Annotated in this window: 4 protein-coding genes; all 4 read left to right on the top strand. The window is 66.7% G+C overall.

Going from position 1 to position 23,922, the window contains the following annotated elements:
* The first annotated feature begins 109 nt into the window (after window positions 1-109).
* Window positions 110-19,063, top strand: coding sequence for a BapA/Bap/LapF family large adhesin (locus tag FHW75_RS09695; RefSeq protein WP_183673542.1), 18,954 nt, complete (start codon window positions 110-112; stop codon window positions 19,061-19,063).
* Window positions 19,064-19,126: 63 nt separating this feature from the next.
* On the top strand, window positions 19,127-20,563 hold the full coding sequence (locus tag FHW75_RS09700) for a TolC family outer membrane protein (protein ID WP_183673544.1): 1,437 nt from the start codon (window positions 19,127-19,129) through the stop codon (window positions 20,561-20,563).
* Window positions 20,560-22,728: a type I secretion system permease/ATPase gene (locus FHW75_RS09705; protein ID WP_019099761.1), complete on the top strand. Its 2,169-nt coding sequence runs from the start codon at window positions 20,560-20,562 to the stop codon at window positions 22,726-22,728. Before FHW75_RS09700 ends, FHW75_RS09705 begins: the two co-directional genes overlap by 4 nt.
* Window positions 22,725-23,909: an HlyD family type I secretion periplasmic adaptor subunit gene (locus tag FHW75_RS09710; RefSeq protein ID WP_027609920.1), complete on the top strand. Its 1,185-nt coding sequence runs from the start codon at window positions 22,725-22,727 to the stop codon at window positions 23,907-23,909. Before FHW75_RS09705 ends, FHW75_RS09710 begins: the two co-directional genes overlap by 4 nt.
* Window positions 23,910-23,922 lie beyond the last annotated feature (13 nt).

Genomic DNA, 23,922 nt, shown 5'->3' on the forward strand with positions numbered 1-23,922 from the left:
TCGACTGCCTGGTCGAGACTGCGTGTAACGCCCCCGCAAGGGCTCCGTGACGCAGGTTGTGGCCCGAACGGTTCGGGCCGGGGGATCCGGATACCAGCAGGGAGCGTTCATGGACAACATCGTCGTCGCCGATAAGCAAACCGAAGTCGCCACTCAGAGCGCCTGGGGCAATATCAACCTGAAAGGGCCAGGCGTGGTGCAGATGCCGGTGGCCCCCGACAAGGTCGCCACTGTTACCCAACGTGGGCAAGACCTGATCATCACCCTGAAATCGGGTGAAAAGGTCACCATCGGCAACTTCTTCGCCGTGGACCAGGCAGGGGTCGGCAGCGACATTGTCTTCGTCGGTGAAGACGGCACCCTGTGGCACGCGCAGTACGACGCAACGGCGTTCACCGGTTTCACCTTCGAGGATGTGAACTCGCTGGACGAACTGGTCGCGGGTATCGGCACTGCCGGTAGCGCCATGCCGACCTGGGCGATTGCCGGGCTCAGCCTGCTTGGCATCGGTGGCGCTGCGGCGGCAGCCGACAACGGAGGCGGCGGTAGCGGCGGTGGCGGTTCGGACCCCGATACCACCGCACCGGCCACGCCCATCGACCTGCTGGTGTCGCCGGATGGCCTGCGCCTGACCGGCCGTGGTGAAGCAGGCACCACAGTGAGCATCCGTGATGCTGCCGGCAACCTGATCGGCAGCGGCACCGTGGGTGCCGACGGCACCTTCGACGTGACGTTGAACCCGCCGCAAATCAACAGCGAAAACCTTGAAGTCACTCTGACCGATGGCGCCGGCAACGTCTCCACGCCTGGCACAGTCACCGCCCCGGATGTGACTGCGCCGCTGGCACCTACCGACCTTGCCATCAATGAACAGGGCACCACCCTCACCGGCCGTGCAGAACCAGGCTCTACGGTTTCGGTGCGGGGTGCCGACGGGGTGCTGCTGGGCTCAGCCGTGGCCGGTGCAGACGGTCAGTTCAGCATCACCCTGCAACCGCCACAGACCGAAGGCCAGGCTTTGGAGGTCAGCACCAAGGACGCAGCCGGCAACACCTCGCCTTCGGCCAGCATTGCAGCACCAGACGTCGAGACACCTGATACGACCGCCCCAGACCAGCCCACCAACCTCGCCCTTGCCAGCGGCGTAACCCTCACTGGCCGCGGTGAACCAGGGGCCACCGTGCAGGTGCGTGATGCGGCCGGCAACATCATTGGTACAGGCTTGGTCGGTGCCGACGGGCTATTCAGCGTCACCCTGTCGCCCGCCCAGGCCAACGGCGAAGCACTGGATATACGCCTGGTGGATGGTGCCGGCAACAGCTCGATCCCGCTTGAATTCACAGCACCCGACATCACCCCGCCAAGTGCAGTCAGCGACATTGCAGTTGGGAGTGGCGGCCTGGCGCTGAGCGGCCGAGGCGAACCGGGTGCCACTGTCGAAGTCCGCGACGCCAACGGCACCGTGATCGGCACCGGAGTGGTCGGGGCCAATGGCACCTTCCTGATTGACCTTGATCCTGCGATACAGCCGGGTGACCAGCTGAGCCTGGTGCAGACCGACCCCAGCGGCAACGCCTCCGTTGCCCTCGAATACGATGTGCCACTCACCACCGCGCCAGACAGCCCGAGCAACCTGGCCATCAATGCTGACGGCACCACGCTCACCGGTACCGCTCCTGCGGGCACCCGCGTAGAAGTGCACGATGCCAACGGTACGTTGATCGGCAGCGCCATCGCCAATGCCGATGGTACCTTCAGCATTGAGCTCAATCCCGCTCAGGCCAACGGCGAACTGCTGGATGTCGTCGCCATCGATGACAGCGGCATCTCTTCGCTGCCCGCACAAATCACCGCGCCAGACATTACCGCGCCTGCCGCACCGACTGAACTGGCTGTCAGCGCCGACGGCACCGTGCTCACCGGCCGTGCCGAACCGGGCAGCACCGTGCGCATCGTCGCCGCTGACGGTACCGAACTGGGCACCGCCGTGGTCGGCCCGACCGGTGTGTTCAGCATCAACCTCAACCCGCCACAGGTCGATGGCGAAGTGCTGCAAGCCACTGCCACCGATGCGGCCGGCAACACATCCACAGCCAGCTCGGTCACCGCACCGGATATCGACGGCGTCGATACCACGCCACCCGCAGCACCAACCGACCTGGTGATCGGCGTGGCCGGTAGCCAGCTCACTGGTCGTGGCGAAGCGGGCACCACCGTGCAGGTCCGTGACGCTGCCGGCAACCTGCTGGCGACTGGCACCGTTGGGCCGGATGGTACCTTTGTGGTGTCCTTGAGCCCTGCCGTGATCGACGGCAGCACCCTGCAAGTCACCCTGACCGATGCTGCAGGCAACGTATCGCCGCCCAGCGCAGTAAACTCGGCGGACTTGCTGCCTCCAGCACAGCCCACCGACCTGGCCTTGGCCGATGGCGTGACCTTCACCGGTCGCGGCGAGCCGGGCGCCACCGTGCAGGTGCGTGATGCCGCTGGCACCATCATTGGTACGGGGGTAGTGGGCGCCGATGGCCTGTTCAGCGTTACCCTTAACCCAGCCCAGGCCAACGGCGAAGCGCTGGACGTTCGGTTGGTGGACGCGGCCGGCAATACTTCTGCCCCGCTGCAATTCGATGCCCCGGATATCACGCCTCCTGCCGCTGTCAGCAACATCGCAGTCGGCAGCGGCGGCCTGGCCCTGAGCGGCCGAGGCGAACCGGGTGCCACTGTCGAAGTCCGCGACGCCAACGGCACCGTGATCGGCACCGGGGTGGTCGGGGCCAATGGCACCTTCCTGATTGACCTTGATCCTGCGGTACAGCCGGGTGACCAGCTGAGCCTGGTGCAGACCGACCCCAGCGGCAACGCCTCCGTTGCCCTCGAATACGATGTGCCACTCACTACCGCGCCAGACAGCCCGAGCAACCTGGTCATCGATGCCGACGGCACTACCCTCACCGGTTCCGCCCCGGCGGGCACCCGCGTAGAAGTGCACGATGCCAACGGTACGTTGATCGGCAGCGCCATCGCCAATGCCGATGGTACCTTCAGCATCGAACTGAACCCGCCACAAGCCAACGGCGAACTGCTGGATGTCGTCGCCATCGATGACAGCGGCGTCTCTTCGCTGCCCGCACAAATCACCGCGCCAGACATTACCGCGCCTGCCGCGCCGACTGAACTGGCTGTCAGCGCCGACGGCACCGTGCTCACCGGCCGTGCCGAACCGGGCAGCACCGTGCGGATCGTTGCCGCAGACGGCACCGAATTGGGCACCGCCGTGGTCGGCCCGACCGGTGTGTTCAGCATCAACCTCAACCCGCCACAGGTCGATGGCGAAGTGCTGCAAACCACTGCCACCGATGCGGCCGGCAATACCTCAACAGCCAGCTCTGTCACGGCGCCAGACATTGACGGCGGTGACACCACGCCGCCAGATGCCCCGACCAATCTGGTCATCGGCCTGGCCGGTAGCCAACTGAGTGGTCGTGGCGAAGCCGGCACCAGCGTGCAGGTCCGTGATGCCGCCGGCAACCTGCTGGCGACTGGCACCGTTGGGCCGGATGGTACCTTTGTGGTGTCCTTGAGCCCTGCCGTGATCGACGGCAGCACCCTGCAAGTCACCCTGACCGATGCTGCCGGCAACGTATCGCCGCCCAGCTCAGTAAACTCGGCGGACTTGCTGCCTCCAGCACAGCCCACCGACCTGGCCCTGGCCGATGGGGTGACCTTCACCGGTCGCGGCGAGCCGGGCGCCACCGTGCAGGTGCGTGATGCCGCTGGCACCATCATTGGTACGGGGGTAGTGGGCGCCGATGGCCGGTTCAGCGTTACCCTTAACCCAGCCCAGGCCAACGGCGAAGCGCTGGACGTTCGGTTGGTGGACGCGGCCGGCAATACTTCTGCCCCGCTGCAATTCGATGCCCCGGATATCACGCCTCCTGCCGCTGTCAGCAACATCGCAGTCGGCAGCGGCGGCCTGGCCCTGAGCGGCCGAGGTGAACCCGGGGCCACCGTCGAAGTTCGTGATGCCAACGGCACCGTGATCGGCACCGGAGTGGTCGGGGCCAATGGCACCTTCCTGATTGACCTTGATCCTGCGGTACAGCCGGGTGACCAGCTGAGCCTGGTGCAGACCGACCCCAGCGGCAACGCCTCCGTTGCCCTCGAATACGATGTACCACTCACCACCGCGCCAGACAGCCCGAGCAACCTGGTCATCGATGCCGACGGCACTACCCTCACCGGTTCCGCCCCGGCGGGCACCCGCGTAGAAGTGCACGATGCCAACGGTACGTTGATCGGCAGCGCCATCGCCAATGCCGATGGCACCTTCAGCATCGAACTGAACCCGCCACAAGCCAACGGCGAACTGCTGGATGTCGTCGCCTTCGATGACAGCGGCGTCTCTTCGCTGCCCGCACAAATCACCGCGCCAGACATTACCGCGCCTGCCGCGCCGACTGAACTGGCTGTCAGCGCCGACGGCACCGTGCTCACCGGCCGTGCCGAACCGGGCAGCACCGTGCGGATCGTTGCCGCAGACGGCACCGAATTGGGCACCGCCGTGGTCGGCCCGACCGGTGTGTTCAGCATCAACCTCAACCCGCCGCAGGTCGATGGCGAAGTGTTGCAAGCCACTGCCACCGATCCCGCCGGCAACACATCCACAGCCAGCTCGGTCACCGCACCGGATATCGACGGCGTCGATACCACACCACCCGCAGCACCAACCGACCTGGTGATCGGCGTGGCCGGTAGCCAGCTCACTGGTCGTGGCGAAGCGGGCACCACCGTGCAGGTCCGTGACGCTGCGGGCAACCTGCTGGCGACTGGCACCGTTGGGCCGGATGGTACCTTTGTGGTGTCCTTGAGCCCTGCCGTGATCGACGGCAGCACTCTGCAAGTCACCCTGACCGATGCTGCCGGCAACGTGTCGCAGCCGGGCTCGGTGACCTCCGCCGACCTGCTGCCTCCGGCTCAACCCACCGACCTGGCCCTGGCCGATGGGGTGACCTTCACCGGTCGCGGCGAGCCAGGCGCCACCGTGCAGGTGCGTGATGCCGCTGGGACCATCATTGGTACGGGTGTGGTGGGCGCCGATGGCCTGTTCAGCGTCACCCTTAACCCAGCCCAGGCCAACGGCGAAGCGCTGGACGTTCGGTTGGTGGACGCGGCCGGCAACACTTCTGCCCCGCTGCAGTTCGATGCCCCGGATATCACCCCGCCCGCGGCGGTCAGCAACATCGTGGTCGGCAGCGGCGGCCAGGCCCTGAGCGGGCGTGGCGAAGCCGGCGCCACCGTCGAAGTGCGTGATGCCAACGGCACGGTAATCGGCACAGGCGTAGTGGGTGCCAACGGCACCTTCCTGATCGACCTTGACCCGGCCGCGCAGCCCGGCGAACAACTGAGCCTGGTGCAGACCGACCCCAGCGGAAACGCCTCCGAAGCGCTGCAGTTCGAAGTTCCGGTAACCACCGCCCCGGCCAGCCCCAGCGATCTGGTGTTCGCCGAGGACGGCACCAGCATCAGCGGCACGGCGCCGGCCGGCACCCGCGTGGAAGTGCACGACGCCAACGGCACGCTGATCGGCAGTATCGTGGCCGGCCCTGATGGCAGCTTCACTGTCGTTCTGGCCCCCGCCCAGGCTAATGGCGAACTGCTGGACGTCGTTGCCATCGATGATGCGGGTGTATCGTCACTACCAACGCAAATCACCGCGCCAGACATTACCGCGCCGGTCGCCCCGAGCGAACTGGCCGTCAACGCCGATGGCACTGTCGTCACCGGCCGTGCCGAACCGGGCAGCACCGTGCGGGTACTGGCCGCCGATGGCACTACCGTGCTGGGTAGCGTCGTGGTTGGCGCTACCGGCAGCTTCAGCATCACCCTCAGCCCGCCACAAGTGGACGGCGAAGTGCTGCAAGTCACCGCCACCGATGCGGCAGGCAACACCTCGACGGCAGGTTCAGTCACCGCCCCAGACATCGACGGTGGCGACATCACGCCACCCGACGTACCAACCAATCTGGTGGTCGGCCTGGCCGGCAGCCAGCTGAGCGGGCGTGGCGAAGCCGGCACTACCGTGCAGGTGCGTGACGCCGCAGGTACTGTGCTGGCAACCGGTACGGTCAGCCCCGACGGCACATTTACGGTGACCTTGGCTCCTGCCGTGAACAACGGCAGTACCTTGCAAGTCACCCTCACCGATGCCGCTGGCAACGTCTCGCAACCCGGTTCAGTCACTTCGCCGGACTTGCAGGCCCCTGCGCAACCTACTGACCTGGCCCTGGCCGAGGGTGTCACCTTCACCGGCCGCGGCGAACCCGGTGCCACCGTGCAGGTGCGCAATAGCGCCGGCACTGTGATCGGCACCGGCCTGGTCAACGCAGACGGCACCTTCAGCGTCACCTTGTTCCCCGCCCAGGCCAATGGCGAGGCGCTGGATGTGCGGGTGGTGGATGCCGCCGGCAACAGCTCGGCGCCACTGCAGTTCGACGCCCCCGACATCACCCCGCCTGCTGCCGTCAGCAATGTCGTGGTCGGTGCCAGTGGCCTGGTGCTCAGCGGTCGCGGCGAAGCGGGTGCAGCCGTCGAAGTGCGTGATGCGGGCGGTACCGTCATCGGCACCGCCACGGTCGGAGCCAACGGCACCTTCACGGTCAATCTCGACCCGGCAGCCCAGCCAGGCGCCGTGCTGAGCCTGGTACAGACCGACCCGAGCGGCAACGCGTCCGAAGCCTTGCAGTATGAAGTACCACTGACCACTGCCCCCGATAGCCCAAGCGGCCTGGTGGTTGCCGCCGATGGCACCAGCCTCACCGGTTCTGCCCCGGTGGGCAGCCGTGTGGAAGTGCGTGATGGCAACGGCATCCTGGTCGGCAGCGTGGTGGTGGGCGGCGATGGCACCTTCACCGTCATCCTCAACCCGGCCCAGGCCAACGGCGAACTGCTGGATGTAGTGGCCATCGACGGCACAGGGGCATCGTCGCTGCCGGTGCAGGTCAGCGCGCCAGACATCACCGCGCCAGCCGCGCCAAGCGAACTCGCGATCAATGCCAACGGTACCGTTGTCACCGGCCGTGCCGAAGTGGGCAGCACCGTGCGCGTTCTGGCTGCCGACGGCACTACGGTGCTGGGCACGGCGGTGGTGGGTGCGACCGGTAGTTTCAGCATCACCCTCACCCCGGCACAAGTGGACGGTGAAGTGCTGCAAGTCACCGCCACCGACGCCGCCGGCAATGCTTCCGGCGCCGCTAGCGTCACAGCCCCCGACATCGACGGTGTCGATACCACGCCACCCCTGGCGCCGACCAACCTGGTCGTTGGCCTGGCCGGTGGCCAGCTGAGCGGCCGTGGCGAGGTGGGTGCCACCGTGCAGGTGCGCGATGCCCAAGGCAACGTGCTGGCCAGCGGCACGGTCAACCCGGACGGCACCTTCCAGATCGCCCTGACACCGCCCGTCAACGATGGCAGCACCCTGCAAGTGGTGCTGACCGATGCCGCCGGCAATGCCTCCACTCCAGGCACGGTGGCCTCCCCAGACCTGCAGTCCCCTGCTCAGCCCACCGGCCTCGACCTGGCCAGCGGCGTTACCTTGACCGGTAGCGGTGAACCTGGCGCCACTGTGCAAGTACGCGACACCTCAGGCACCGTGATCGGTACCGGTGTGGTCAACCCGAACGGCAGTTTCAGCGTTACCCTGTCCCCCGCCCAGGCCAATGGCGAAGTCCTCGACATCCGCCTGGTGGACGCCGCCGGCAATACCTCGACGCCGCTGCAATTCAACGCCCCGGACATCACCCCACCTGCGCAGGTCAGCAATATCGTGGTCGGTGCCGATGGCCTGACCCTGAGCGGTCGCGGTGAGGCCGGTGCCACCGTTGAGGTGCGGGACACCAATGGCACACTGATCGGCACAGGTACGGTGACCGGCAACGGCACCTTCGTGCTCGACCTCGACCCGGCCGCGCTGCCGGGCGAACGCCTGAGCCTGGTGCAGACCGACCCAAGCGGCAACGCTTCCCAAGCTTTGACCTTCGACGTACCGTTGGTGACCACGCCGGCCAGCCCGAGCGACCTGGTGTTCGCGGCGGACGGCACCAGCATCAGCGGTTCGGCGCCAGTCGGCAGCCGTGTGGAAGTGCACGATGCCAATGGGAACCTGGTTGGCAGCATCGTAGTGGGTGCCGGGGGCACCTTCACCGTTGTGCTCACCCCAGCCCAGGCCAACGGCCAGCTGCTGGATGTGATCGCCATCGACACCAACGGGGCCTCGTCACTGCCGACACAAGTGACTGCGCCGGACATCACCGCCCCAGCCGCGCCAAGTGAACTGGCCGTCAGCGCCGATGGCAGCGCAGTGACCGGGCGCGCCGAAGCCGGCAGCACCGTACGCGTGCTGGCCGCCGACGGCACTACCCTGCTGGGCAGTGTCGTGGTGGGCGCCAGCGGGGCCTTCAGCATTGGCCTCACCCCGCCGCAAGTGGCAGGCGAACAGTTGCAGGTAACCGCCACCGATGCCGCAGGTAATGCCTCCACAGCCGGTACCGTTACCGCGCCGGTCATCGATAACGGCGGCGATACCACGCCGCCGGCGCCAGCCACCAACCTGGTGATCAGCGCCGACGGCCGTACGGTTTCAGGCCGCGGCGAAGTGGGTGCCACCGTCAAAGTGCTCGACGACCAGGGCCAAGTGCTGGTGAGCGGCACCGTTCAACCCGATGGCAGCTTCAACGTGCAGTTGCCAACCCCAGTGGTGGATGGCTCCTCCCTGCAGGTGACCCTGACCGATGCCGCCGGCAACGTCTCCACACCTGGCCCACTGACCGCGCCAGACCTTGTGGCCCCCCTGCAACCAACGGGCTTGGTGTTGACCAATGGCGACACCCTGACCGGTACTGCCGAAGGCGGTGCCCGGATAGAGGTGAAAGACGGCTTGGGCAACCTGATCGGCAGCGCCATCGCCCAGCCGGATGGCAGCTTCAGCCTGACCCTGAACCCGCCACAGGCCAATGGCGAAACACTGTCCATTACCGTGACCGATGCGACAGGTAACACCTCTGTACCGCTGAGCTATGTGGCCCCGGACATCACGGCACCGACACTCGTCACTGACGTGGTGGCCGCCGATGGCAGCCTGGCCGTGTCTGGCCGTGGCGAACCCGGTGCCACGGTGGAAGTGCGTGATGCGCAGGGTACGGTGCTCGGCACCGGCACCGTCGCGCCAAATGGCACCTTCGTGGTCGACCTCGAAACGCCGTTGGCGGCGGGCGAAACCCTGGTGCTGGTGCAGACCGATGCCGCCGGCAATACCTCGGTAGGGCTTAGCGTGACGGTTGCCGATGCACCGCTGCCCGAGAGCCCCAGCGGTGTCGTGGTGAGCGCAGATGGCGCCAGCGTTTCCGGTACCGCACCGACGGGCACGCAGGTGCAGGTGCGTGACGCGCAGGGCAATGTGCTGGGCAGCGCACAGGCAGGTCCGGACGGCAGCTTCACCATCGGACTGACCCCGGCACAAGCCAACGGCGAAACCCTGGATGTGGTGGCTGTGGATGGTGCCGGCAACGCGTCACTGCCGACCCAGGTCACCGCCCCTGACATCACTCCACCCAATGAAGCCAGCCAGCTGCAACTGAGCGCCGATGGCAGCCTGCTCACTGGCCGCGGCGAGCCGGGCACCACCGTGCAGGTCATCAGCGCCCAGGGTGTCGTGCTGGGCAACGCCCAGGTCGGCGCCGACGGCGTGATCAGCGTGGTGCTCAACCCGCCGCAAACCGACGGCCAGGAACTGGACGTGGTGCTGCGCGACGCGGCCGGCAATACCTCGACCGCCACCGTCATTGCCCCCGATCTGGATGGCCCGCTGCAACCCTCGGGGATGGCCATCGATACCGCAGGCATTCACCTGACCGGCCAGGGCCAAAGCGGCTCCATCGTCACCGTGCGCGATGCCAACGGCAACGTGCTGGGCACCGCCATAGTGGGTGCAGACGGGAAGTTCGACGTCACCCTCAATGCGCCACAGCGCAATGGTGAGAGCCTGAGCGTCGAGGCCACCGACAACCTGGGCAACAGCGCCGGCCCGGTGAGTTTCACCGCACCCGACTCCACGCCGCCGCAGGCGGTCACCAACCCGACCATCGATGGCACAGGCACCACGGTCACTGGTAGCGGCGAACCTGGCGCCACCGTGACCGTGCGTGGGCCGGATGGCAGCGTGCTGGGCAGTGCCGTGGCAGGCCCGAACGGTGCATTCGAAATCATCCTCACTCCACCACAGACCAACGGCCAGGCACTGACCGTGGAGCAGCGTGACCCAACCGGCAACCTGTCGGCGGCGGCCGACCTGCCGGCACCGGACACCGAGTTGCCGGCAACCCCGACCGGCCTGACCCTGTCTGGCGATGGCAGGACCATCACCGGCAGTGGCGAGCCAGGTGCGCAGGTGAGTGTTACCAATACAGCAGGTACCGTGCTGGGCACCGCCACGGTTCAGCCAGACGGCAGCTTCCTGGTGAGCATCGACCCGCCCCAGCTCAATGGCCAGACGCTGTCTGTGACCCAGGCGGACAGCGCCGGCAACGACTCCCCAGCCGGCACCGTGACCGCGCCTGACTTGGAGGCACCGCTGCCAGCGCAAGGCCTGGGCCTGGATCCGACCGGCACACTGCTCAGCGGCCAGGGCGAGGCAGGCACCACGGTAGAAGTTCGCAACGCGGCAGGCGACCTGCTGGGTACCATTCAGGTGGAGCCCGACGGCACGTTCGAAGTACCACTCGCCCCCGCCCAGACCAACGGCGAAGTATTGTCGGTGGTGTTGATCGATGGCGATGGCAATGCCTCACCGTCTGCCAGTTTCACCGCCGATGACAGCAGCGCGCCAACAGCGCCGGGCGGCCTCACCATCACCCCAGGCGGCAACGCCATCCAGGGTACTGGTGAAGCAGGGTCCACGGTGGAAGTGCGGCTTACCGACGGCACCCTGGTGGGTACCATCGTCGTGCCGGCAGGTGGCAGCTTCACCGTGCCACTCTCGCCCGCCCAACTGGACGGCCAGTCACTCAACGTGACCCTGACCGATACTGCCGGCAATGTGTCCCTTCCCGGCCAGATCAATGCGCCGGACATCACGCCACCGGCAGTGCCCACGGGCGTGCTGGTCAGTCCGGACGGCAGCACCGTCACCGGCAATGCGCCTGGCGCCAACTCAGTGTCCGTGGACGACGGGAATGGCAATGTGGTCGTGGTGGCCGTCAATCCGGATGGCAGTTTCAGCGTACCGCTGGATACCCCGCTGACCAATGGCCAGACGGTGACCGTGGTGGTGACCGATGCAGCCGGTAACGACTCTGCTCCGGTCTCCGTCAACGCCCCGGATACAACCGACCCGGATGCGGCCACCGGCCTGACCGTGAGCCCGGATGGCAGCACAGTGGGAGGTAGCGCGGAACCTGGGAGCACAGTGGAAATCCGCAATCAGGATGGTAGCGGCGTGCGCGGCACGATAACCGTCGGGCCAGACGGCACCTTCGTGGTTGACGTCGACCCGCCACTGGCCACCGGCGAAACCGTCGATGTGGTGGTGATCGACCCTGCCGGCAATGAATCCTCCGAAGTGCCACTTGCCGGCCCGACCGGCACCGAGGTGGCCACACCTTCGGCCCTGTCCATCAGTGCCGACGGCTTCCTGCTGACCGGCCAAGGTACGGTCGGCTCGCTGATTACCGTGACCTCCGGTGGCACCACCCTGGGCACCGCCACGGTCGGCAGCGATGGCACCTTCAGGGTGTTCTTCCAGAACGCCCAGCTCAACGCCCAGATCTTGCAGGTCAGCGCCAAGGCTACCGTCGATGGCCAGCCTTCGGTGCCAGCCATTGTCGTGGCCAACGACACCACGGCGCCAAACGCACCGACCCAAGTCGTCCTCAACGCCACCGGCAGCACGCTGACAGGCCAAGGCGAAGTGGGTGCTACCGTGCGCGTGACCGATGCGCAGGGCAATCTCCTGGGAACCGCGCCCGTCGGCAGCAACGGCCTGTTCAGCATCGATTTCTCACCCGCTGTCGCCAACGGCCAGAACCTGATCGTGACCCAGGCCGACGCGGCGGGTAACGTCTCGCTCGCGGCCACCCTGCAAGCCCCTGACCTGCAGGCACCGCTGGCCGCCAGCAACCTCAGCCTCAACAGCGCGGCCACCGTGCTCAGCGGCCAGGGCGAAGCCGGCGCCACCGTGACCGTACGCGATGCCAGTGGTGCCATCCTGGCCACCGGCACCGTCAACCAGAGTGGGCAGTTCCAGATCACACTGCCCAGCGCGCAAACCAGCGGCAGCGCGTTGCAAGTCACCCTCAGCGATGCCGCCGGTAACATTTCCGGCCCGGCCAGCCTGACGACGCCAGACCGCACGCCGCCTGCCGCCATCACCAATCCGGAGCTGAGCCAGGACGGCCGGCAGCTGTCCGGCAGTGGCGAAGTGGGGGCTACCGTGCAGGTGCGCAACGCCGCCGGTGCGTTGCTGGGCACGGCCACGGTGGGCGCCGACGGTCGCTTCACCGTGACCTTCGACACCCCGCAAGCCACCGGCCAGGCCATCGGCGTGACGCAAGTGGATACCGCCGGCAACACCTCGCCAGCCGTCAATGTGGCCACCCCGGACCTGACCCCACCGACCCCACTCACCAACGTGGTGCTGAACAACAACGGCCTGACCCTGACCGGCTTGGGCGAAGCGGGTGCCACAGTCACCGTGCGCGGCCCGGACGGTACCATCATCGGCACTGGACTGGTGGCCGCCAACGGCAGCTTCACCCTCACCCTGAACAGCGCCCAGCTCAACGCCCAGCACCTGAGCGTTACGCAGACCGACGCAGGCAACAACACCTCTGCCGCCGTGGCCGTTACCGCGCCGGACTTCACCCCACCCGCTGCACCGACTGCACTGGCCCTCGCCGCCACCGGGCTGCAACTGTCCGGTAACGCCGAAGCCGGCAGCACCGTGACCGTGCGCGATGCCAGCGGCAACGTGCTGGGCACGGCGACAACCGGCAGCAACGGCACCTTCCAGGTCACCCTGAACAGCGCCCAGACCAACGGGCAGACCCTGCAGGTAACGGCTACCGACGCGGCCGGCAACGTTTCACCGGCCGCGCCTTACACCGCAGCCGATACCACGCCGCCAGCGGCCGTTACCAACCTGGCGGTGTCTGCCAGTGGCACCACCCTGACAGGCAATGGCGAAGCCGGTGCGACCGTCACCGTACGGGCACCCGACAACACCGTGCTGGGCACCGCCACGGTCGGCGCCGACGGCCACTTCAGCGTCACCCTGTCGCCAGCCGCGATCACCGGTGAAAGCCTGAGCGTGGTCCAGGCCGACGCCGCACAGAACGTCTCCCCTGCACAAAACGTCACCGCGCCGGGCCTTCTGGCACCGGCGACACCGGACAACCTGGTACTGGCCGCCGACGGCCTGTCGGTGACCGGTACCGCGACGGTGGGCAGCACGGTCAAGGTGTATGGCCCCAACGGCGTATTGCTGGGCAGCAGCCCGGTAGCCAACGACGGTACCTTCACCGTCAACCTCGGCAGCGCCCAGGCCAACGGCGAACGGTTGGAGGTAAGCGCCACCGGCAGCGACGGCGCAGTCTCGCTGCCGGCGACCCTGCAGGCACCGGACACCACGGCACCGCAACCACTGACCAACCTGGTGCTGTCCAACGACGGCCTGGTACTCACTGGGCGCGGTGAGCCAGGTGCCACCGTCACCGTCATCGGCGAAGGAGGGATCGACCTGGGCACCGCCGTGGTCGATGCCAGCGGCAACTTCAGCGTCAACCTCAGCGCCGCGCAGATCAACGGCGAACAGCTCAGCGCCAGCCAGTCCGATGTGGCCGGCAACGAGTCCAACAGCGTCAGCCTGACCGCCCCCGACCGCGTGGCGCCGGATGCGGCTGGCAACCTGGCCTTCGCTGGCGGTGGCAGCCTGCTCAACGGTACCGGTGAAACGGGGGCTGCTGTTCGCGTGCTGGCCGCCGACGGCACGGTGCTGGGCAACGCAACGGTACGCGCCGACGGCACGTTCCAGGTCAACCTCGCCTCGCCTCAGGCCAACGGCCAGCAGGTGCAGGTGGTGCTGACCGATGCCGCCGGCAACCAGTCCGCCGCCAGTGCCATCACTGCACCGGACACCACGGCACCCGCAGCACCCACCGCGCTGGCAATATCCAGCGATGGCGTGACCATCACCGGCCGCGGCGAAGTGGGCGCGCTGGTCACCGTCACCAACCCGGCAGGCCAGCCAATCGGCAGCGCCACCGTCGATGCCAGCGGCCACTTCACCATCACCCTCACCCCGGCGTTGGGCAACGCCGAACTGCTCAGCTTCACCCAGGCCGATGCCACCGGCAACGTGTCGGCCGTGGCCACCCTGCAAACCCCGGACTTCACACCGCCAGCTCCCCTTACCGCCGTGGTGATCAACGCCGACGGCAGTGTGGTCAGCGGCCTGGGCGAAGCAGGCGCGACGGTCACCGTCAGCAATGCCGCCGGCACCGTGCTGGGTACCGGCACAGTGCTGGCAGACGGCACCTTCCGCGTCGAGCTTTCGCCCGCGCAAATCAACCACCAGGTGCTGTCGGTGCAGCAGGCCGACCCACCCGGCAACATCAGCTTGCCGGTCACCGTTCAAGCACCGGACTATACGCCCCCCGCCGCCGCAACCGGGCTGCAGCTCAGTGTGGCAGGCGATGAACTGGGCGGTGTCGGCGAAGCGGGCGCTACCGTGCGCGTGTATGTCGGCACCACACAGATCGGCACTGCCGTGGTGGCTGCCAATGGCACCTTCGTGGTCGAGCTGGATACCCCGCAACTGAATGGCCAACTGCTGCAGGTCACCCTGACCGACAGCAGCGGCAATGTATCGACGGTCAGCACGGTCACGGCGCTGGACATCACCCCGCCGGCCACCGTGATCGCCAGCCTCAACGACAGCGGCACCCAACTGATCGGTACCGCCGAAGCCGGCACCCGCGTCACCGTGGTCAACAACAACGGCGACCTGCTGGGCCAGGTCACAGTCGACCCGGACGGCACCTTTGTGCTCGACCTGAACAACCCGCAAATCAATGGCCAGGTACTGACGGTGATCGCCCAGGACGCCACCGGCAACCCGTCGGCGCCCTTGCAGGTAACCGCGCCAGACCTGACAGCACCGGTGCAGCCAGGCAACCTGCTGCTCAACCCGGCAGGCACGTCGATGACCGGTACGGCGGAAGCCGGCTCCACCATCACTGTTCGTGGCCCTGACAACAGCCTCGTGGGTACAGTGGTGGTGGGTGGCAATGGCGAGTTCACCGTTGCCATCAACCCGGCTCAGAACAATGGCCAACTGCTGACCGTGGTGTCCACCGATGCTGCCGGCAATGCCTCGATACCCGCCAGCTACCAGACCAACGACACCTCGCCACCCGCCGTGGTGACCAACCTGGCGATCGACAATACCTATAGCTCGTTAACCGGCAGGGGCGAAGCCAATGCCACGGTCACCGTCAGAATCGGTGGCCCCACCGGCACCGTGATCGGGACCGGTCTGGTGGATGCCGCTGGCAACTTCCAGATAAACCTTTCGCCGACGCCGGGCTCAGCCGCACTCCTCTCCGTGAGCCAGTCCGACGGTACCAATACCTCAGGGGCCGTGACGTACATCACCCCTCTGGTACCGCCACCCGAACCTCCGACCAATGCGATACTGGGCAGCGACGGCCTTACCTTGACCGGTACGGCCGCAGCCGGCGCAAGCATTCGCGTCTACGATGCTGCCGGCAACCTGATCGGTTCAGGCTCCGCCAACATCGGAACGGGTAGCTTCAGCATCACGCTGAACGCGGCTCAACTCAACGGCCAGCACATCTCGGTGACGGCAGTCTCCCTGCTGGGCGGCGAATCGCAGCCGGTCTTCCTGCAAGCGGCCGACATCACCCCACCGGCCAACCCGGTGGTTACCAGCCTGTCGGCCAATGGCCTGGTGCTTACCGGTACCGGTGAGGCCGGTGCCACAGTGACCGTACGTGATGCCAGCAACAACGTGCTTGGAACGGCGTTGGTGAATGGCGGTGGCGTGTTCACCGTCAACCTCAACGCGGCGCAGCTCAACGGCCAGGTACTGGGCGTGAGCCAGACCGACGCCGCAGGCAACGCGTCTGGCAGCACCAGCTACACGGCAGTCGATGTCCAGCCGCCAGCCGTGCCGACCAACGTGGCCATCAACGGCACAGGCACGGTACTGACCGGTAACGGCGAAGCAGGCGCTACCGTCACCGTGCAAGGCCCGAGTGGCCAGGTGGGTACCGGCGTGGTGCAAGCCAACGGCTCCTTCAGCATCACCCTGACCTCGCCACAGAACGATGGGCAATTGCTGGTGGTGCGCCAGACCGATGCAGCCGGCAACCTGTCCGCCAGCACCAGTTTGACCGCACCGGACACCACGCCGCCCGCAGCCCCGGTGGCGGTCATCAACGCCAACGGCACCTTGGTCAGCGGCTCTGGCCAGGTCGGCAGCACCGTCACCGTGCGCAATAGTGCCGGCACCGTCCTGGGTACCGCAACGGTGGGCACCAACGGCCTGTTCGTAGTCAGCTTGGCTGCCGCGCAAATCGACAACCAGGCGCTCAGCGTCACCCTCACCGACAGTGCCGGCAACGTGTCTACCGGCACCGCCCTGACTGCACCGGACCTGACCCCGCCTGCAGTGGCCGGAAACCTGCAGATCAGTGCCGACGGCAGTACCCTCACCGGCACCGGCGAAGCAGGCGCCACCGTCACTGTGCGCAGCGCCAGCGGTACCGTGCTGCAAACCGCGACCGTACAACCGAACGGCAGCTTCACCGTGACCCTGAGCCCACCTCAGGACAACGGCCAGGTCCTTTCGGTCGGCCTCACCGACCCGCGTGGCAACGTGTCGGGCAACGTCACCATCACCGCGCCCGATGTGGATGCCAACGCCCCGGTCATCGCCAGCGACAACCTGGCAACGGCAACGGTCAACCTGGTACCGGTCACTGCAACCAAGACCTACACCGACAGCTTCACCACCCTGCTGTCGGGCTTCACCAAGACCTACACCTGGACCGTAGCCGCCGGCACCACGGTGGACCCGACCCTGACACTGACCACCAACAGCGTACTGGCGCTGCTCAACAACTCCACGTTCACCCTGCAAGTGAAAGACGCTACGGGCGCCTGGGTGACGCTTGCCACCGGCAACACCCAGGGCCTGCTCGACCTGATCGTGCTACCACTCGGCCTGCAGGTCGATATCGGTACCCTGCAAGCCGGTGACTACCGCCTGACCGTGGGCAGTGGCGGTATAGGCCTGATCACCAACGTGACCACTTCGCTGGACATCACGGCCACCAGCCTGACCGAGTTCACCGGGACAGGCACCGCCACCACCGGCAACGTCATCACCGATGTGGGCACCGATGGCACTGTCGATGCACGTGGCCCGGACAGCGCCGCCGTGCTCCAGGTGTTCAAGGACGGCAGTTATGTCGCGGCCGGCAGCGCCACCACGGTACAAGGCCTGTACGGCACCCTGGTGATCCGCGCGGACGGCAGCTACACCTACACGCCAAACGGCAGCCCGAGCAGTGTCGGCAAGGTCGATGTGTTCAGCTACCAGCTGGTGCATGCGAACGGCCTGTCCGACTCCGCCAACCTGTATGTGCGTATCGACAGCCCGCAGGCCACGGAGGTGTGGAGCGACATCAACTACGGTGCGCCGGCCACAGTGGTAGATGCCGTCAACGACGTCGGCTTCAGCCACCTGACCCTGGTCAACCGTGTAGACACCAGCAGCAGCTCGCTGGGCACGCTGAGCCTGCCGGTAATTGGCACGCGCCAGGCCACCTACACCACCGCGGTTGCAGCCGATACCACGGCAAACCTGCAAGTGGTGGTCAACTCCACCAACCTGTTGAGCCTGCTCAACGGCACCACCATCGAGTTGCTCAAGCTCAATCCGGCCACCGGCCAGTATGTGCTGGTGCAGTCGGTGCCTGGCAGCTCATTGGTCAGCCTGCTGGGGGGCGGTGCGGCTTATACCTTCCAGAACCAGGGGACGGGTACCTACCACATACGCGTTACAGCGGGCGGCATCGGCTTGCTCAGTTCCATCACCACCAGCGTGAACGCCACCACCACGCACCTCACCGAGTTCGTGGTCAGCAGCGCGACCACGGCAACCGGCAACCTGCTAGCGGATGACACCGTGGGTTCGGCCTTGACCGTGCTGAGCGTGCTGACGGCGGCCAACACCTACACCATCCCGGGCTATAACGGGGTGAGCGTGGCGGGCACCTACGGCACGCTGCTGGTGCATGCCGACGGCAGCTACACCTACACCCTCAACTCAGGGCTCACGTCGACAGCCGTCGGCCAGCACGACACCTTCACCTACGAGCTGACCCACCCCAACGGCACCACCGACACCGCAACGCTCACCATCAACCTGGACAACGCCGCTGGTCTCACCAGCACGATGTCGCTGCTCTCCGATACCGGTGACGAAGGGGTAGCACTGGCCAGTGTGGCCGCATCCGCTTCCACAGAGGTGATCGCCGGCACCGACGGCAATGACCACCTCGATGGAAGCCAGGGTGGCCATATCACCCTGCAGGGTGGCGCAGGGGACGACACCCTGGTGGTGGTCGACCAGAACTTCGCCAGCGTCGAGGGCGGCACAGGGACCGACACCCTGCTGTGGGGCGGCGGCGATGCCAGCATCGACCTGGGCAACCTGGCCGATCGGGTGCATGACATCGAAGTCATCGACCTCAACGACACCAGCGCGGTGGCGCTGACCCTGAACCTGGCGGACGTGGTGGCCATCACCGAAACCGGCAACGACACACTGATCATCAAGGGGGACGACAAAGACACGGTTCACATGACAGACAACTGGACGCTGGTCGGGAACCAAACCGCCGACGGCATCGACTATAACCAATACACGGCCCAGGAGGATCCGAGCCATCACCTGTGGGTGCAGAACGGTATCCATGTGGTCTGAGGCCGCTGCAAACCCGCCGGGCACGCGCCCGGCGGCATGGACGACCAGCAGTAAGGGAACTATGTGAAGCGAAGCAGTCCGCTGTCACCGCTGTTGCTGGGCGCCTTCGGGCTCCTGGTGCTGAACTTCCACCCGGCCGCCCAGGCAGCCGACGACATCGACCCACAACTGCGCCAGATCGGGCCATCGCTGCTACGCGATGCGCCCGAAGCGGTGCCCGCCCGCCCCGCTATCGGCATGGCCCCGGTGGCCAGTGGCGAGCGCCTGGGGCTGACCGATGCGGTGCTGCAAGCCGCGCAATGGCACCCCAGCATCGCCGAGGCCATCGGCAACCTGTACAAGCAGGGTGAAGGCATCAACGTCGCCCGTGCGGGGTATTACCCGCAGATTTCCGGCGGTATCCGCACCGGCTACGACACCGGTTACGGCGGTGACCGCAACAGCCAGGCACTGAACCTGTCGCTCAAGCAGATGCTCTACGACTTCGGCAAGGTAGACAGTGCCGTCAGCGCGGCCCAGGCCGCCGCCGCCCGCGCCCAGGCCAACATCCTGCTGGTGGTCGACGAGCTGGCCCGCGACACGGCCTACGCCTGGATCGAAACCCGCCGCTACGAACAACTGATGACCATCGCCCGCGACCAGATTCGCGGGGTCGGCGACATTGCCGGCATGGCCCGTCAGCGCAGCGACATGGGCGCCAGCACCCGCTCCGACGTGGTGCAAGCCGAGTCCCGCGTGGAAAGCGCACGCGCCACGCTGGAGGAATACCAGTCGCAGTATGAACGCTGGCGTTCCACCCTGGCGGCGCTGATGGGGCGCGTTACCCCACCAGCGCTGACCGAGCAGGCACCGCCCGAGCTGAACCAGGCCTGCAAGCGGCCCTCGCAGGGCGATGATCGCCTGCCCGCCGTGCTGATGGCCCTGGCCCAGCGCGCCCAAGGCCAGGCCGAACTGGCCCAGGCCAAGGCCGAGGCCTACCCGACCCTGTCGTTGCAACCCCAGGTCAACCACTACCTGGACGACGACTACAACCGCGACAACGCGCGCCTCAACCGCACCCAGGCCGGCATCTACCTGAACGTCGAGGTGCCCATCTACCAGGGCGGCGCCATCAGCGCCCGCACACGCGCTGCAGGCCACGCGCTGACCGCCGCCGACTCCGCCGAGGATGCGGCACGCCTGCAGGCCCGTCGCGGCCTGGCCGAGGCCATGGCGCAAACCTCCGGGCTGGGCCGGCGGCTGACGTCGCTGGAGGCGCGCCAGGCGAGCATCCAGGAAGCGCGCATGCTGTACGGCCGACAGTACCTGGACCTGGGCACGCGGCCCCTGCTCGACCTGCTCAACGCCGAGCAGGAGATCTACCAGTCACGCTTCGAACTCGCCGGCACCCGCTCCGACCTGCTGCGCCTGGATGTCGACTGCCTGTACAACACCGGCGCCCTGCGCACGGCCTTTGGCCTTGAGGGGCGCAACCTGCAAGGGGTGGAGATCCAGCCATGACCGATTCCATCAATGTAACCCTGCCTAACCAGGCGCCCGCTGCTGCGCCCGAAGCGGCTCACCGGCCAGACCTTGGGCCATGGCTGGAGGTGATGCTGCAAGTAGCGCATCACTACCGCCTGGACGTGTCACCACAACGCATCCGCCTGGCCGCCGTCGAGGACGCCCGCCCGCTGGACGAAATCCTCCGCCACATGGCGCGTCAGGCTGGGCTGGCCCTGCGCTTCGTGCGCTTCGATGCCAAGGGCTTGCGGCAATGGCGCACCCCGTTGGTGCTGGAGCTGGATGACGGCCAGTTGGCCGTGGTCGAGTCAGTCACTGAAGAAGACGATTTGGCGGTGGTATTTGCCGGCGACCAGGGCCTGACCTCACGCCTGCCGCGTGACAGCCTCAAAGGCCGCATCAACCGCGTCGCCCTGCTGCGCCCGGCACGGCCGCTGCGCGACGTGCGCACCGACGACTACACCGCGCCCTACGACCGCCACTGGTTCGCCCGCATCGTGCTGCGCGACCTGCGCCCGTATGGGCAAGTGATGGTCGCCTCGCTGGTGGCTAACGTCCTGGCCCTTGCGGGGGTGCTGTTCTCGATGCAGGTGTATGACCGGGTAATCCCGGCCGAATCGCTGCCTACCCTGTACGTGCTGTTTGGCGGCGTGGTGCTGGCGCTGGTGTTCGACTTCAGCATGCGCCTGCTACGGCTAAAGGTAACTGACCTGCTCGGCAAGCGTGCCGACCTGCGGGTGAGCGACCTGGTCTACGGGCATGCGTTGCGCCTGCGCAACTCGGTGCGGCCGAAGTCCACCGGGTCGTTCATCTCGCAACTGCGCGAGCTGGAATCGATCCGCGACCTCATCACCTCCAGCACGGCCACGGTATTGGCCGACCTGCCGTTCTTCCTGCTGTTCCTGCTGGTGTTCTGGCTGATCGGCGGCGTGCTGGTGTTCATCCCGCTGGTCGCACTGCTGGCCATGGTAGTGCCCGGGGTGCTGGCACAGCGGCGCCTGGCGCGGCTGGCCAACGCCTCCATGCGCGAGTCGGCGCTGCGCAACGCCATGCTGGTGGAAAGCATCCAGGGCCTGGACGAAATCAAGGCACTGCAAGCCGAGGCGCGCTTCGAGCGGCAATGGAACCAGTACAACGCGGCCTGCGCCCACACCAACCTGCGCCTGCGCACCCTCACCAATGGCCTGGTGACCTGGACGCAGAACGTACAGGGCGCCGTGTTTGCCGTGGTCATCGTGATCGGCGCGCCCATGGTGATCGCCGGCGACCTCACCACCGGTAGCCTGGTGGCGGCGTCGATGCTGTCGTCGCGGATGATGGCGCCGCTGGCGCAACTGACCCATGTATTGACCCGCTGGCAACAAGCCAAGGTGGCCCTGCAAGGGCTGGATAAACTGATGCAGTCGCCGGTCGACCACCCCGAAGGTGAAGCCCGCGTACACTTGCCAGCCATTCGTGGCGAGTATCGCCTGCGCCAGGCCAACTTCCGCTACAGCGAAGAATCGCCGCCGGTACTGAATATCGGCCAACTGGACATTCAACCGGGCGAGCGCATTGCCGTGCTCGGGCGCAATGGCGCCGGCAAGTCGACCCTGCTGCAAGCCCTGGGCGGGGCCATGGACCTGGTGCAAGGCGACGTCAGCCTGGACGGCATCGCGCTGGCCCACCTCGACCCCGCCGACCTGCGCCGTGACGTGGGTCTACTGCCGCAATACGCGCGCCTGTTCCACGGCACGCTGCGGGAAAACCTCACCCTCGGTGCCGGCCAGGCCAGCGACCAGGAACTGGTGGCCGCGCTGGCGGCCACCGGCGCACTGGACTTCGTGCGCCGCCTGCCCAAGGGCATGGACCACCTGATTTTGGAAGGTGGCCTGGGTTTGTCGGGCGGCCAGCGCCAGGCCCTGGTGCTGTCGCGCCTTCTGGTACGCCAACCGCAAGTGCTCCTGCTGGACGAACCCACCGCCTCGCTGGACGACATGACCGAGCGCAAGCTGCTGGATAACCTCGAACGCTTCTGCCAGGGCCGCACTCTGGTGATCGCCACGCACCGCCTGAGCGTGCTGCAACGGGTCGACCGCATCCTCGTGCTCGACGGCGGGCGCATTGTCATCGATGACACCCGCGATGCCGCGCTGGCCAAACTGCAAGGAGCCCAGGCATGAGCAACCATGAACTCCCGGCCTCCTACCTGGATGGGCAGGACGACCAGGCGGTATTCCGCGCCGGACGTATCATCACGATTTGTGCATTGATGCTGGCCGCGTTCCTGGCCTGGGCCGCCTGGTTCGAGGTGACCGAGGTATCCACCGGCACTGGCAAAGTGATCCCCAGTTCGCGGGAGCAGGTGATCCAGTCGTTCGAGGGTGGCATCGTGGCGCAGATGAGCGTGGCCGAGGGCGACCTGGTCGAGCGCGGCCAGGTGCTGGCCCAGCTCGACCCGACCAAGACCGCCTCCAGCGTTGGCGAAAGTGAAGCCAAGTACCGCGCCGCGAAGGCCAGCCAGGCTCGCCTGCAGGCGGAGGTGACCGGCAAGCCGCTGACCTTCCCCGACAGCCTGCGCGACTCGCCCGAGCTGATCGACGCCGAAACCGCGCTGTACCAGACCCGCCGTCGCGGCCTGGAGCAAACCCTGGCGGGCATCCAGGACTCACTGCAACTGGTGCGCAGTGAACTGAAGATCACCGAAAACCTGGCCAAGATGGGCGCTTCGAGCCGGGTCGAAGTGATCCGCCTTAACCGCCAGCGTTCAGAGCTTGAACTGAAGGCCAACGAAGCCCGCTCCGACTACCTGGTGCGGGCCCGGGAAGAACTGGCCAAGGCCAGCGCCGAGGCCGACAGCCTGTCGGAAGTGGTGCGCGGGCGCAGCGACTCGCTTACCCGCCTGACCTTGCGTTCGCCAGTACGTGGCATCGTCAAGGACATCGAGGTCAACACCCTGGGTGGCGTGGTGCAGCCCGGGGGCCAGGTGATGAAGATCGTGCCGATGGACGAACGCCTGCTGATCGAAACCCGCATTGCCCCGCGTGACATTGCCTTCATTCACCCGGACCAGGCGGCCAAGGTCAAGATCAGTGCCTATGACTATTCGGTGTACGGCGGGCTGGATGGCAAGGTGGTGGGCATTTCGCCGGACACCTTGCAGGATGAAGTGAAGCCCGAGATCTACTACTACCGGGTGTTCATCCGTACCGAGCAGGACAGCTTGCAGAACAAGGCCGGCAAGCACTTTGCAATTGTGCCGGGGATGGTGGCCACGGTGGATATCCGCACCGGGGAGAAGACCATTCTGGATTACCTGATCAAGCCACTGAACCGGGCCAGGGAGGCCCTGCGCGAACGCTAGAGTACGACGTGAT

This window comes from Pseudomonas sp. OG7 (genome assembly GCF_014192825.1).
GTDB lineage: Bacteria > Pseudomonadota > Gammaproteobacteria > Pseudomonadales > Pseudomonadaceae > Aquipseudomonas > Aquipseudomonas monteilii.